This is a genomic window from Bradyrhizobium sp. U87765 SZCCT0048, assembly GCF_018131225.1.
Lineage (GTDB): Bacteria > Pseudomonadota > Alphaproteobacteria > Rhizobiales > Xanthobacteraceae > Bradyrhizobium_A.
In genome coordinates, this window is the sequence record NZ_JAFCMM010000001.1 from 2,334,901 (window position 1) to 2,348,044 (window position 13,144).

Consider the following 13,144-nt stretch of genomic DNA (forward strand, 5'->3'; position numbering starts at 1 on the left):
TGGAGCGCATCGCATGCCGCATTTCATCATCGAATATTCCGCCAATCTCTCCGATCGGGTCGATATGCCGGCGGTCGTCGATCTCGTCCGCCGCGCGGCGATCGAGACCGGCGTGTTCCCGCTCGGCGGCATCCGCGTCCGTGCGATCCGCTGCGACGACTACGCCATCGCCGACGGCGATCCGCGCCATGGCTTTCTGGCCATGACGCTGCGCATGGGCCAGGGCCGCGACCTGCCGACCCGCAAGCAGGCCGGCGCCCATATCTTCGAGGCACTGTCGGCGCACCTCGATCCTGTCTTCACATCGAGCCGTTTCGCGCTGTCGTTCGAGATCGTCGAGATCCAGAACGAGACCAGCTGGAAGCGGAATAACCTCCACGACTATCTCAAGGCCGAGGCAAGTCATGGCTAAATCCGAAACCACCTTCGCCGCCAACGTCGAGCGCGCCAAGCCGCTGCTGGAGAAACTCCGCGCCGACGGCATCTCCCACTTCATCGACGGCAAGTCCGTTCCCGCGGCTTCGGGGCGTACCTTCGAGACCCAGTCGCCGATCGACAACACAACGCTCGCGACCGTCGCCCGCGGCGACGCCGCCGATATCGCCGCCGCCGCCAAGGCGGCCGAGAAGGCATTCCGCTCCTGGCGCAGCATGGCACCGGAGAAGCGCAAGAAGCTGCTGCACAAGCTTGCCGATGCCATCGAGGCGCGCGCCGACGACATCGCCGCGCTGGAGTGCATCGATACCGGCCAGGCGCATCGCTTCATGGCCAAGGCCGCGTTGCGCGGCGCGGAGAACTTCCGCTTCTTCGCCGACCGTGCCCCGGAAGCCCGCGATGGCAAGAACATGCCGGGCGAAGAGCACTGGAACATCTCGACCCGCGTGCCGATCGGCCCCGTCGGCGTGATCACGCCGTGGAACACGCCGTTCATGCTGTCGACCTGGAAGATCGCACCGGCGCTCGCCGCCGGCTGCACCGTGGTGCACAAGCCGGCGGAATGGTCGCCGATCACCGCGGACCTGCTGGTGCGCCTCGCCCATGAGGCCGGCATCCCCGACGGTGTGTTCAACACCGTGCACGGCTTCGGCGAGGACGCCGGCAAGTCGCTGACCCAGCATCCGTCCATCAAGGCGATCTCGTTCGTCGGCGAAAGCGCGACCGGTTCCGCGATCATGGCGCAGGGCGCCCCGACGCTGAAACGCGTGCATTTCGAACTCGGCGGCAAGAACCCGGTGATCGTGTTCGACGACGCCGATCTCGAGCGTGCGCTCGACGCCGTGGTGTTCATGATCTACTCGCTGAACGGCGAACGCTGCACGTCGTCGAGCCGCCTGCTGGTGCACGAGAGCATCGCCGATGCCTTCAACGACAAGCTCGCCGCGCGCGTGCGGGCGCTGAAGGTCGGTCACCCGCTCGATCCGGCGTCCGAGGTCGGTCCGTTGATCCACGAGCGTCACTTCAGCAAGGTCTGCTCGTACTTCGACATCGCCCGCAAGGATGGCGCCACCATCGCCGTCGGCGGCAAGCCCCACGACGGCCCCGGCGGCGGACACTATGTGCTGCCGACGCTGGTCACCGGCGCGACCAGCTCCATGCGCGTCGCCCAGGAGGAAGTGTTCGGACCATTCCTGACGGTGATCCCGTTCAAGGACGAGGCCGATGCCATCGCCATCGCCAACAGCGTGCAGTATGGCCTGACCGGCTATGTCTGGACCCGCGACATGGGCCGTGCGCTGCGCGTCGCCGATGAGCTCGAGGCCGGCATGATCTGGCTGAACTCCGAGAACGTGCGGCACCTGCCGACGCCGTTCGGCGGCATGAAGGCCTCCGGCATCGGCCGGGACGGCGGCGACTACTCTTTCGAGTTCTACATGGAAACCAAGCACGTCAGCCTTGCGCGGGGCACGCACAAGATCCAGCGGCTCGGCGTTCAATAGACTGACACCCTTTCAGACAAGAGGAAACACAACCATGCCCGTTCCCCAGCATACGTTCCAACCGCCATTCAACGTGCTGCGCTGCAGCCACGTCGTGCTGGACGTGCCCGATCTCGCGGCCACCCGCGCGTTCTACGAGAACGCCATCGGCCTGCATGTCGAGGACGCCGACAGCGAAACCGTCTACCTGCGCGGCAGCGAAGAGCATCAGCACCACTCGCTGGTGCTGCGCAAGGCGAAGACCTCGGCCTGCAACCGCATGGCGTTCAAGGTCGGCAACGAGCAGGATCTCGACAAGGCCGCTGAATTCCTCAAGGAGAACGGCATCACCCCGACCTTCGTCGAGCGGCCGTTCCAGGGCCGTACGCTGCACTTCACCGATCCGCTCGGCTATCCGATCGAGCTCTACGTTACGATGGAAAAGCGCCCGCACCTGCTGCGCCGCTACGACCTCTACAAGGGCTGCCATCCGCAGCGCTTCGACCACTTCAACGTGTTCTCGCACAACGTCCAGGGCACCGTGGACTTCTACGCCCGCCTCGGCTTCCGCCTCACCGAATACGCCGAGGAAGACGGCCCGGATGGCCGCATCGCCGCCGCCTGGATGCACCGCAAGGGCAACGTCCACGACTTCGCCATCACCAACGGCCGCGGCCCGCGCCTGCACCACTTCGCCTACTGGGTGCCGACGGCGATGAACATCCTGCACCTGTGCGACGTGATGGCGACCAGCGGCTATCTCGAGAATCTCGAGCGCGGCCCAGGCCGGCACGGCATCGCCAATGCGTTCTTCCTCTACGTGCGCGATCCCGCCGGCCATCGCCTCGAACTCTACACCAGCGACTACCAGACCATGGACCACGACCATGAACCGCTGCGCTGGTCGCTGCGCGATCCGCGCCGCCAGACCCTGTGGGGCGCGCCGGCGCCGCGCTCCTGGTTCGAGGAAGGCTCGGCGTTCACCGGCCAGGCCGTGCACGATCCGCTTTTCGTCGCCGACGTCATCGTCGCGAGCTGACAGGACGTCGCCCCCATGACCCAGCCCGTCCGCTTTGCCACCTACCTGAAGGACGGTTCGGAACGCTACGGCGCAGTGATCGACGATGCCATCGTCGATCTCTCGTCGCGTTTCGGACGCGACTATCCCACCCTGCGCGAGGTGATCGCGGCAGGCGCGCTGCCCCGCCTCGCTGACGCCGCCGCCGGCGCCAGCGCCGACCTCAAGCTCTCCGACGCCGTGCTGCGGCCGCCGATCCCGGCGCCGGAGAAGATCATCTGCATCGGCGTCAACTACCCGGACCGCAACGCCGAATACAAGGACGGCCAGGACGCGCCGAAGTACCCGAGCATGTTCATGCGCACGCCGCGGTCGTTCGTCGGCCACGGTGCGCCGCTGGTGCGCCCGAAGGCGTCGCCGCAGCTCGACTACGAGGGCGAACTCGTGCTCGTCATCGGCAAGGCCGGCCGCCATATCGCCGAGAAGGATGCCCTCGATCATGTCGCAGCGGTCACGCTGTGCAACGAGGGCACCATTCGCGACTGGGTGCGGCACGCCAAGTTCAACGTGACGCAGGGCAAGAACTTCGATTCCACCGGCAGCCTCGGCCCGTGGATCGTGCCGTTCAGCGGCGAAGCCCAGATCGCCGACGTGCGGCTGACGACCAGGGTCAATGGCGAGCTGCGCCAGGACGACCGCACCAGCCGCTTGATTTTCGGCTTCCGCTACCTCATCAACTACATCTCGACATTCACCACCCTGGTGCCCGGGGACGTCATCGTCACCGGAACCCCCACCGGGGCCGGCGCACGGTTCGACCCGCCGCGTTACCTCAAGCCGGGTGACGTGATCGAGGTCGAGGTCGACAATATCGGCGTGCTTCGCAACGGCGTCGTCGACGAGCAGTAGAACCAGACAAGAAACGACAAAGGAGCAGGCGATGACGGTAAGGACAGGTGGCGAAGCGATTGTTGATGGTCTCCTCGCTCATGATGTCGATACCGTCTTCGGCCTGCCCGGCGCCCAGATCTACGGGCTGTTCGACGCCTTCAAGCGCGCCGAGCCGCAACTGAAGGTGATCGGCGCCCGCCACGAGCAGGCGTGCGGCTACATGGCGTTCGGCTATGCCCGCGCCAGCGGCAAGCCCGGCGTATTCAGCGTCGTGCCCGGCCCGGGCGTGCTCAACGCCTCGGCGGCGATGCTCACCGCATTTGGCTGCAATGAACCCGTGCTGTGCCTCACCGGCCAGGTGCCGACCCAGTTCCTCGGCAAGGGCCGTGGCCATCTCCACGAGATGCCGGACCAGCTCGCAACGTTGCGCAGCATCCTGAAATGGGCGGAACGCGTCGAGCATCCCGGTGCGGCCCCCGCGACCATCGCCCGCGCCTTCCAGGAAATGACCTCGGGCCGGCGCGGCCCGGTGTCGGTCGAGATGCCGTGGGACGTGTTCACCCAGCGTGCAGCAACCTCGCCGCTCGCGCCGCTGGCCCCGCTGCCGTCGCCCGAGCCGGACGCCGACCAGATCCAGGCGGCAGCAAAGCTGATCGCCGGCAGCAAGGCACCGATGATCTTCGTCGGCGCTGGCGCAATCCATGCCGCGGACGAGATTCTCGAGCTCGCCGAGCTGATCGACGCACCGGTGGTCGCCTTCCGGAGCGGCCGTGGCATCGTCAGCAATGCCCATGACCTCGGCCTCACCATGGCGGCGGCCTACCGGCTGTGGCCGCAGACCGACCTGATCGTCGGCATCGGCACGCGCCTCGAACTGCCGTCATGGCGCTGGCCGTATCGTCCGGCCGGCCAGAAGTCCGTTCGCATCGATATCGACGCCGTCGAGATGCGCCGCTTCACCGCCGACGTCGGCATCGTCTCGGACGCCCGCGACGGCACCACGGCGCTGCTCGCCGCGGTGCGCAAGCAGGGCTACGCCAGACAGGGCGGCCGCCGCGACATCATCCGCGAGGCGACCCTCGGCGCGCAGCAGCAGATCCAGTCGGTGCAGCCGCAGATGGGCTACCTCAATGTGCTGCGCGACGTGCTGCCGCACGATGGCATCGTCACCGACGAGCTGTCCCAGGTCGGCTTCGCCTCCTGGTACGGCCTGCCGATCTACAAGCCGCGCACCTTCATCTCCTCGGGCTACCAGGGCACGCTCGGCTCCGGCTTCCCGACCGCGCTCGGCGCCAAGGTCGCCAACCCGGACAAGCCGGTCGTCGCGATCACCGGTGACGGCGGCTTCATGTTCGGCGTGCAGGAGCTTGCCACCGCCGTGCAGTACAAGATCGGCGTGGTCACGCTGGTGTTCAACAACAGCGCCTATGGCAACGTCCGCCGCGACCAGAAGACGGTGTTCGACGGCCGCGTTGTGGCCGCCGACCTCGTCAACCCAGATTTCGTCAAGCTTGCCGAGTCTTTCGGCGTCGGTGCAGCGCATGTCAATTCGCCGGAAGCCTTCCGTCCGGCTCTGGAAAAGGCGCTGGCCGATGGCGGCCCCACCCTGATCTCGGTCGACGTGCCCCGCGATTCCGAAACCAGCCCCTGGCGCTTCATCCATCCGCCGAAGCCGGACGGCGTTTGAGAGCGACGGCGCGCACCTGAACGCGAGGGCCATGCCTCGAACCTCACGCGGCCGCCCGCGACCGGGGCCACACCCTGCGTGGCCCCGTCGAAAACGCCCGACCTAGTCCGTCAGGCTGAGGTTCTCCAACTGCCGGTCGTGACGCAACATGCGTTGCACGACACGATCGCGGGATTGCTTGACGTGGGCGATGACGGCTTTCCGCGCCGCCGGCCCGTCCCGCCTGGCCAGGGCGGCGATGATATCGTCGTGATCGTGCTTGAGATCGCCATCGTCGATCTCGCTCAGGCCGGCAAACAGCACCCGCTGAATTTCATCGAAGGTCTGCTTCGTCGCCTTCACGAGGCGCGCATTTTCGGAAATCGACGCGATCAGTTCATGGAACGCCTGGTTGGCCTGCATGAAATTCCGATAGCTTTGGGGGTCCCCGATCGCGAGGGAGACGGACGACAGGCGCTGCATCTCACGGATGTGCTGGTCGGTGATGCGCGGGGCCGCAAGCTCCGCCGCGGCCCCCTCATTGATCATGCGCATCTGCACGAGTTCGTGGAAGTCGCGAAGAGTCAGTTCGACAACCGCGTAGCCCCGCCTCGGGATGACCTTGACCAGCCCATCCTGACGAAGCCTGGTCAACGCCTCGCGCAACGGCGAGGTACTGACCTTGTATCGCGCGATCAGATCCGCCTCATTGAAGACCTGGCCCTGCGGGATCTCGCCGAGAGTGATGGCGATGCGCAAATCCTCGTAGACACGCTCCCCCAGAGAGAGTTTGGCGCCTGCCTTGCCGTTGTTCATCGAATGGTCCGACCCGTTTCCCTCTGCCAGGCGCGACCGCCAGCCCGCTGGCGACCCCGGCGCATCCGGAGCGAAAGCCGGGCCCGGATTCGGCGCCATCATACGGTGCCAGGCGCGAAAAATCGCCGGGTCAGCGCAATCCCGATGGCGGCGATCAAGGTGACGAGGCTGACAGCCATCAAGCCTCCGGAAACATCGCCGGTCCGGCTCGCCGTTATCCCCAGGCCGTACGGCGCGAGGAAGCCGCCGAGGTTGCCGAACGAGTTGATCACGGCGATCCCGCCTGCCGCCGCCGCCCCCGCGAACAGGCGGTTGGGCATCTGCCAGAAGACGGGTATCGCGCCGTAGGCGCCCGCCAGCGCAAACGCGAAAGCGGCGATGGTGATCTCCGCCGAACTGTGAAGGAAAATCGCGACCACGCTCAGCGCAACGCTCGCCACCACGAGGGACAGCACGCACAGGGCCAGCGGGCGCCCGGTTCGATCGGCGACAAATCCGTTCAGGATCATGCAAGCCGATCCGAGCAGGGATGCCCCGGACACGATCCACCCGATGGCCGAAATATCGGCAACGCCCGCGCCGCGGATGATGGTCGGGCCCCAGAAGGCAACGGTGGCGTTGGCGATGATCACGCAGAAGTAGATCGATGTGAAGACCCACAGGCGCCGGTCACGGAGCACCGAGCCGAAATCGCTCTCGCGGCTTCCCAGGAGTTCGCGATCGCGCTTCAGGTCCGCGGCTATGGCCGCACGCTCCTCCGGCGACAGCCAGTGCGCCTCATCGAGCCTGTTCGTGAGATAGAAAAGACAGAAGACGCCGATCAGGATCGTCGGCCCGCCCTCGATGATGAAGAGCCACTGCCAGCCCGACAGCGTGAGATGGGTGTGGAGCGTGCTCATGATCAGGCCAGCGAGCGGGCCACCGAAGACGCCCGACAGCGCCACCGAGGACATGAAGATGCCGAACACTTTGGCCCGCCGATCGCTCGGGAACCAGAGCGTCAGATAGAGGATGACGCCGGGAAAAAAGCCCGCCTCGAAGGCACCAAGTGCAAATCGCAGCGCGTAGAACGCCGTCGGCGTCGAGACCAGCGCCATCAGCGTACAAGTGATACCCCACCCGATCGCAATCCGCGCGATCGTGCCGCGCGCGCCGATCTTCTGCAGCAGGAGATTGCTCGGAACTTCGAAGAACAGGTAGCCGATGTAGAAGATTCCCGCGCCCAACCCGTAGACGGCATCGCTGAAGCCGAGGTCGTCCATCATCTGGAGCTTAGCGAAACTGACATTGACGCGATCGATCCATGCCAGGACCCACAACAGCATCAGGACCGGGATCAGCCGAAGGGCGATCTTCCGATAAATCGGACCGACGTCATCAGCTGCGCCCGTGACGGCGGCACACTCGGCAACACTGCTCATCCCCGGGCTTCCTTCCCTTTGCCACATCGGTCTTGGGGCACAACGCGTGCGCCCGACAATAAAACATCAAAAAAATTTTATGTAGTCAAGAATCAATCAAGCTGCCTGCGCATGGAACCCAAGGAGAGCGCATTAGCTAATAATTTTGCTTGATTAACATCTGGAATGCGCTCACCTATTAAAACATCAAAAAAATATGGATAGCAGATATGGATCGTTACCCGGTGCTGGCTGCGGCTGGCGACATCGTCATCAGACACAGGCTGTTCAGCGAGGGGGCCATTGCCTACCCCGGCTACGAAAGCACACTGGGGTACCTCCGACGCTCCGATCTGGTGTGGGGATCGTGCGAAGTGCAGTTCGCGCGCAAGGGCTACAGAACGGACGCCCCGATCGCCTATCTCTCCGATCCTGCAATCGCCGGGGATCTCGGCCGGGCTGGCTTCGAGATCATGACGGTTGCCACGAACCACACCTGCGACTTCGGCCCCGAGGCGTTCCTGGAGACGCTCGAGCACCTGCGCGACGCCGGCATCACGCCGGTCGGAGGCGGCCGCACCGTCAATGAGGCCATGGCACCGGTCGTTCGCGACGTCGCTGGGCGCCGCATCGGCTTTCTGGCGGTCTCGTGCCTGCTGCCGCCCGACTACGCCGCGACGGACCAGCGTCCGGGCATCGCGCCGCTGAGGGTCGATCAATGGGCGGAGTTTCATCCGGTCATGCTCGCCACCGAGCCCGGAGCCCCGCTGAAGATGCGCAGCCGCATCCAGACCGAGGATCTCGAAACCCTCGTGAACGCGATCCGCAAGCTGCGGCCAGACGTCGACTATCTGGTCGTCAGCGTTCATTGGGGCTACGGGCGCGGCGATACGCAGGCGGAATATCAGCGCCCGCTCGGCCACGCGATCATCGATGCCGGCGCCGACCTGGTCCTGGGCAACCACCCCCACAGTCCCGCAGGCCTCGAGACCTATCGCGGACGGCCGATCCTCTACAGCCTCGGCAATCATGTCGCGCAGCAGGACTGGGCCAACGCCACGCCGGTTCAGAAGGAGATCTTCTCGCAGATCGATCCATGGTCGCTGGTGTGTCGCATCGAATTCAGCCAGGGCGGCGTGCGGTCGATCGAGTTTTGCGCCACCGAGTGCGATGCCGAGGGCATGCCAAATCTCATCACGAGCAAGGACGCGTCGCGACCGGTCCTTGAACGCTTTCGCCGCATGTCGGCAAACATGGGCACCGCCATGGAGATCGAAGGACATTGCGCGATCGCCCGCTTCGCCGAGGCCGAAGCCGCGCCCCGCGGTTCATGACGCAGTTCCACCTCCCGCCATGCACGAACGGCCACGACAATGAGAAAACGCATCCTGCTGGTTTCACTCGGCGGGACCATTACCATGGTCAGGACAACGTCGTCGGGCCTGCTGCCGAAACTCTCCGCGGACGATCTGCTGCGTCAATCGCCTGAGATCGCAGCCCTGGCGGACATCGAGACGTGGTCGCCGGCAATGCTGCCCAGCGCCTCCTTAAGCCTTGCCCAGATCATCGATCTGGCGCGGGAGCTGCGCGAGCGGTTCGCAAGGGGATGCGACGGCGCTGTCATCGTCCAGGGCACGGACACCCTGGAGGAAACGGCCTTTATTCTCGACTGCCTGATTCCCGAGGCCCAGCCCGTGGTGGTGACGGGGGCCATGAGAGGCGGCGATGTCACGGGGGCCGACGGCCCGACCAACATTGCCGACGCCCTGCGTGTGGCTGTCGACGATGAAAGCCGCGGACGCGGGACACTCGTGGTCTTTTGTGGAGACGTTCATGCCGCGAGGCTCGTCCGCAAGACCGACACGGTCAGCCTGTCGGCCTTTCAGTCGGTTGGCCGGGCAGCGGTCGGCGCCGTGGTCGAGGGTCAGGTGCAGTTTCACGGTCGCACGGCGCGCTCGCCGGCGCTCCTCTCCGTTGATCCCGCACGAGAGCGACCGGTCGCCCTGTTCCGCTTCGCCATGGGTGAGGATGATCGATGGCTGCGGTGCCTGCCCGATCTCGGCTATGGCGGCCTCGTCATCGAGGGCGCCGGCGGCGGACATGTTGCCGCGGCGATGATGCCTGCAATTCGCGAGCTGGCCACGCTGATGCCTGTCGTGCTCGCCAGCCGCTGTTCGACTGGCCCCGTCCTCCGGCACACCTATGCCTACCCTGGCTCCGAAATCGACCTCCTCTCCGCGGGCCTGCTGCACGCCGGCGATCTCTGCGGCCTCAAGGCCCGGCTGCTCATCGCCCTCGTGCTGATGTGCACCAGCGATCGGAGCCGCATCGAGGCGGAATTCCGTGCGCGCGCCAACGCTCCTGTCCGCCGGGAGGCGATGTCGTGAAGCTCAGCTCCCCGTCGGTCAGGATCGAGCGGAGTTCGCTCGCACGCAGCATCGTGAAAAAGACGGCGCAACATGATGGCGCGCCCCATGAATGACGACATCGAACGCGCCATCGGCTGGCGCCGCCATCTTCATGCCCATCCCGAAATTCTCTATGATCTGCCGGTCACGACGCGCTTCGTCGCCAAACGCCTTGCGGAGGCTGGCGTCGACGTTCTCGAAACGGGGATCGGACGCTGCGGCATCGTCGCACTGATCCATGGACGCACCCCATCCAGCCGTGTCGTGGGCCTGCGCGCGGACATGGATGCGCTGCCGATCGATGAGCAAACGGCCCTGCCCTATGCCTCCCGCACGCCCGGACGGATGCATGCGTGCGGCCACGACGGCCACACGGCGATGCTGCTCGGCGCAGCGCGACGCCTCGCGACGACGCGCGCTTTTTCCGGCACGATCGCACTCGTCTTCCAGCCGGCCGAGGAAGGCGGTGCCGGAGCCAAGGCGATGATCGACGATGGCGTACTTGCCCGTTTCGGAATCACGGAGATGTACGGCCTCCATGCGATGCCGGCGCTGCCCATCGGCCATTTCGCGACGCGGCCGGGAGCCCTGATGGCCTCCTCCGACCTCATCGCGATCGAGCTGAATGGCCGCGGCGGCCATGCCGGCGCGCCCCACCTTGCGGACGACATGGTTCTGGCGGGAGCCGCGATCGTGCAGGCGGTTCAGCGGATCACGTCCCGCACGCTCGACCCGATCGAACCCGCGGTGGTGTCACTGACCTGCTTCCAGGCCGGCGAGCGGGAAAACGTCATGCCGGCCACAGCGACGATCAGGGGCACTGTCCGCGCGCTCAACGAGACGGCCCGGCAAGGCATCGAACGCGAGCTACGCCGGATGGTGCCGAAGGTTGCGGAGGGGTTTGGTGTCGAGGCCAGCGTTAGCTACCGGCGTGAATATCCCGTCACCGTCAACAATGCCGACAAGGTAACCCTGGCGGTCGGCGCCGCCCGCGCCCTGGTCGGAGATCAGGCAGTCGACCGCGCCACGAGACCAATTCTCGCATCCGAAGACTTCGCTTATTTCCTGGCCGAGAGACCTGGTGCCTTTGTCTTCATTGGCAACGGACCGAGCTCCCCGCTTCACTCACCGACCTTCGATTTCGCCGACGCGGCCATTCCCTTCGGGATCGATTTTCTATGCCGCCTCGCGGAGCTTGCCACAGCGGCTTCGGCCGCCAACGAAAGGACATCATCATGATGAAATCGCTGCCCCATCTATTTGCGATGGTGTTCATTGCGTCCACGCTCGTGCCCGGGGTCGCCCGGGCGAACGACGAGGAGGAGCTCGTGAAACTGTCGTACCTCGACGGCAGGCCGGCGACGGTGGGCATCGACGCGATCAACAAGGTTCTGGCCCCGATCGGCACGCACATCAGCTTGGCGCCGATTCCGGCGGACGCGGCGCCTTACATCGCGGCCTCCAGGACGCGCCAACTGACCGAAGACGAAGGCCAGCACGTCATGGCTTTGTTCGCCCTGCACCGCGGACAGCTGCTGCAGGCGATTGCGCAAGCCGGCCGCAAGCAGGAAGCTCATCGCGGCGGCTACCTGACGACATCCGACGTCGGCGATACGCCATATCCGAAGCTGTTCGACATGAAGGCCATTCCGGCCGACGTGAAGCCCGTCGCCCAGGCCAAATACGGCAAATTCCACGTCAATACGTCGGATGACGGTTTCGGGCTCGACGAGCTGATGACCATCGTATCCGGCGGTCCCTGGATCTGGTTCTTCCGGCTGCCGAACGGCGACCCCGTGAAGCTGACCGTCGGGCCTCTGCGGCCCGGCGGAAAGGCCGTGCGTGTCAGCTACGCCGGCCTCGTCCCGCACGCCGCATTTCTCAATGCACCCGACGGACTGACCGTGGCCTATGCCATCGGGCCGAAGAATTTTCGCATGCGTTACGATGACCGCAGCGTTGCCGGCGCCGACATTCTGGGAACCAACCCGTGGATCGATTTCACGGGCAGTGCTCCGAAGCTGCGGAATTGACGCCGATGCCGAAGACTTCGGAGAGAACTTCGGCGCCGATAGGCGCTCATCGCGACATGATCGGATACGGCGACACGCCGCCCGATCCGCAATGGCCGGGCGACGCCTATCTCGCCCTTCAGATCGTGCTCAACTACGAAGAGGGCGGCGAAAATTCGCCACTGTATGGTGATGCGACGTCGGAATCCTATCTGTCCGAACTCGTCGGAATCGCGCCGTACGTCGGGAAGCGCAACCTCAATATCGAGTCTCTCTACGAATACGGCTCGCGGGCCGGCTTCTGGCGACTTCGGCGATTGATGGTGGAACGCGGCATGCCGCTGACGGTGTTCGGCGTGGCGACGGCCTTGGCGGCGAACCCGACCGCGGTGAAGGCGATGGTCGACGCCGGATGGGACATCGCTTCGCACGGCCTGCGCTGGATCGACTACAAGGATTTCGACCCCGCCGAGGAAGAAGCGCATGTTCGCGCCGCGCTCGATCTTCACGAACAGACCACCGGATCACGCCCGCTCGGATGGTACACGGGTCGTCTCTCCGAGCAGACCCTCGATATCGTGATGGATCATGGCGACCTTCTCTACTCGTCGGATTCCTACTGCGATGACCTGCCGTACTGGGTGCATCGCCGCGACAGACGCCACCTGATCGTTCCCTACAGCCTCGACACGAACGACATGCGCTTCGTCTCCCCGCAAGGCTTCAATGCGGGAGACCAGTTTCTGTCCTATCTGAGGGACACATTCGATGTCCTGTATGACGAAGGGCGGAAGGGGCAGCCGAAAATGATGTCGGTCGGACTGCATTGCCGAATTGCGGGGCGCCCAGGCCGAACCGCGGCGCTTGCGCGATTTCTCGATCATGTCGCGGAAAGGCCGCGCGTATGGATCACAACCCGCGCCGACATCGCAAGACACTGGCACGCGCATCATGCTCGCGAGGGCGTGACGGGCTGAAGCCGGCGTCCGACCGGGCCTCCGCTGACGCACCAGCGTG

At 65.3% G+C, this 13,144-nt stretch carries 12 protein-coding genes; 10 read left to right on the forward strand and 2 right to left on the reverse strand.

Features of this window, described 5'->3' with window-relative positions; genetic code table 11:
• Positions 1-13 precede the first annotated feature (13 nt).
• From JQ639_RS10315 to JQ639_RS10335, 5 genes are read left to right on the forward strand one after another with little or no spacing between them, the layout of a single operon-like run.
• On the forward strand, positions 14-412 hold the full coding sequence (locus JQ639_RS10315) for a 5-carboxymethyl-2-hydroxymuconate Delta-isomerase (RefSeq protein WP_211966013.1): 399 nt from the start codon (positions 14-16) through the stop codon (positions 410-412).
• Positions 405-1,937 (forward strand): 5-carboxymethyl-2-hydroxymuconate semialdehyde dehydrogenase, encoded by a 1,533-nt coding sequence (gene hpaE, locus JQ639_RS10320; RefSeq protein ID WP_211966014.1) that lies wholly within the window; start codon positions 405-407, stop codon positions 1,935-1,937. The genes JQ639_RS10315 and hpaE overlap by 8 nt, the downstream gene beginning before the upstream one ends.
• A gap of 34 nt (positions 1,938-1,971) precedes the next feature.
• Positions 1,972-2,955: a 3,4-dihydroxyphenylacetate 2,3-dioxygenase gene (gene hpaD, locus JQ639_RS10325; RefSeq protein WP_211966015.1), complete on the forward strand. Its 984-nt coding sequence runs from the start codon at positions 1,972-1,974 to the stop codon at positions 2,953-2,955.
• A 15-nt stretch (positions 2,956-2,970) separates the two neighbouring features.
• Positions 2,971-3,843 carry a fumarylacetoacetate hydrolase family protein gene (locus JQ639_RS10330; RefSeq protein ID WP_211966016.1) on the forward strand — a complete coding sequence of 291 codons (873 nt, stop codon included), beginning with the start codon at positions 2,971-2,973 and terminating at the stop codon, positions 3,841-3,843.
• A 31-nt stretch (positions 3,844-3,874) separates the two neighbouring features.
• The gene (locus tag JQ639_RS10335) at positions 3,875-5,512 is read left to right on the forward strand and encodes a thiamine pyrophosphate-dependent enzyme (protein WP_211966017.1); all 1,638 of its coding nucleotides are present in this window, start codon (positions 3,875-3,877) and stop codon (positions 5,510-5,512) included.
• 102 nt (positions 5,513-5,614) lie between these two features.
• On the opposite strand, the gene JQ639_RS10340 is transcribed toward JQ639_RS10335, so the two are convergent.
• Together JQ639_RS10340 and JQ639_RS10345 are read right to left on the reverse strand one after the other, a co-directional pair.
• Positions 5,615-6,307 (reverse strand): GntR family transcriptional regulator, encoded by a 693-nt coding sequence (locus tag JQ639_RS10340; RefSeq protein WP_211966018.1) that lies wholly within the window; start codon positions 6,305-6,307, stop codon positions 5,615-5,617.
• Between the two features lie 98 nt (positions 6,308-6,405).
• A complete protein-coding gene (locus JQ639_RS10345; protein ID WP_211966019.1) occupies positions 6,406-7,728 on the reverse strand; it encodes an MFS transporter in 1,323 nt (440 codons plus the stop codon).
• A 209-nt stretch (positions 7,729-7,937) separates the two neighbouring features.
• On the opposite strand from JQ639_RS10345, the gene JQ639_RS10350 reads away from it, so the two are divergent.
• From JQ639_RS10350 to puuE, 5 genes are all read left to right on the forward strand, one after another.
• Positions 7,938-9,041, forward strand: a complete 1,104-nt coding sequence (locus tag JQ639_RS10350; protein ID WP_211966020.1) for a CapA family protein — start codon at positions 7,938-7,940, stop codon at positions 9,039-9,041.
• A 39-nt stretch (positions 9,042-9,080) separates the two neighbouring features.
• Positions 9,081-10,094: an asparaginase gene (locus JQ639_RS10355; RefSeq protein ID WP_211966021.1), complete on the forward strand. Its 1,014-nt coding sequence runs from the start codon at positions 9,081-9,083 to the stop codon at positions 10,092-10,094.
• Between the two features lie 87 nt (positions 10,095-10,181).
• Positions 10,182-11,354, forward strand: a complete 1,173-nt coding sequence (locus tag JQ639_RS10360) for an amidohydrolase (protein WP_249123046.1) — start codon at positions 10,182-10,184, stop codon at positions 11,352-11,354.
• Positions 11,351-12,148, forward strand: a complete 798-nt coding sequence (locus JQ639_RS10365; protein WP_211966023.1) for a hypothetical protein — start codon at positions 11,351-11,353, stop codon at positions 12,146-12,148. Before JQ639_RS10360 ends, JQ639_RS10365 begins: the two co-directional genes overlap by 4 nt.
• 5 nt (positions 12,149-12,153) lie before the next feature.
• A complete protein-coding gene (puuE, locus tag JQ639_RS10370) occupies positions 12,154-13,104 on the forward strand; it encodes an allantoinase PuuE (RefSeq protein ID WP_211966024.1) in 951 nt (316 codons plus the stop codon).
• Positions 13,105-13,144 lie beyond the last annotated feature (40 nt).

Bases quoted from the DNA above. Each gene is read 5' to 3' on its own strand.
- JQ639_RS10315 (WP_211966013.1), top strand. From the start codon at position 14: ATGCCGCATTTCATCATCGAATATTCCGCCAATCTCTCCGATCGGGTC.
- hpaE (WP_211966014.1), top strand. From the start codon at position 405: ATGGCTAAATCCGAAACCACCTTCGCCGCCAACGTCGAGCGCGCCAAG.
- hpaD (WP_211966015.1), top strand. From the start codon at position 1,972: ATGCCCGTTCCCCAGCATACGTTCCAACCGCCATTCAACGTGCTGCGC.
- JQ639_RS10330 (WP_211966016.1), top strand. From the start codon at position 2,971: ATGACCCAGCCCGTCCGCTTTGCCACCTACCTGAAGGACGGTTCGGAA.
- JQ639_RS10335 (WP_211966017.1), top strand. From the start codon at position 3,875: ATGACGGTAAGGACAGGTGGCGAAGCGATTGTTGATGGTCTCCTCGCT.
- JQ639_RS10340 (WP_211966018.1), bottom strand. From the start codon at position 6,307: ATGAACAACGGCAAGGCAGGCGCCAAACTCTCTCTGGGGGAGCGTGTC.
- JQ639_RS10345 (WP_211966019.1), bottom strand. From the start codon at position 7,728: ATGAGCAGTGTTGCCGAGTGTGCCGCCGTCACGGGCGCAGCTGATGAC.
- JQ639_RS10350 (WP_211966020.1), top strand. From the start codon at position 7,938: ATGGATCGTTACCCGGTGCTGGCTGCGGCTGGCGACATCGTCATCAGA.
- JQ639_RS10355 (WP_211966021.1), top strand. From the start codon at position 9,081: ATGAGAAAACGCATCCTGCTGGTTTCACTCGGCGGGACCATTACCATG.
- JQ639_RS10360 (WP_249123046.1), top strand. From the start codon at position 10,182: ATGAATGACGACATCGAACGCGCCATCGGCTGGCGCCGCCATCTTCAT.
- JQ639_RS10365 (WP_211966023.1), top strand. From the start codon at position 11,351: ATGATGAAATCGCTGCCCCATCTATTTGCGATGGTGTTCATTGCGTCC.
- puuE (WP_211966024.1), top strand. From the start codon at position 12,154: ATGCCGAAGACTTCGGAGAGAACTTCGGCGCCGATAGGCGCTCATCGC.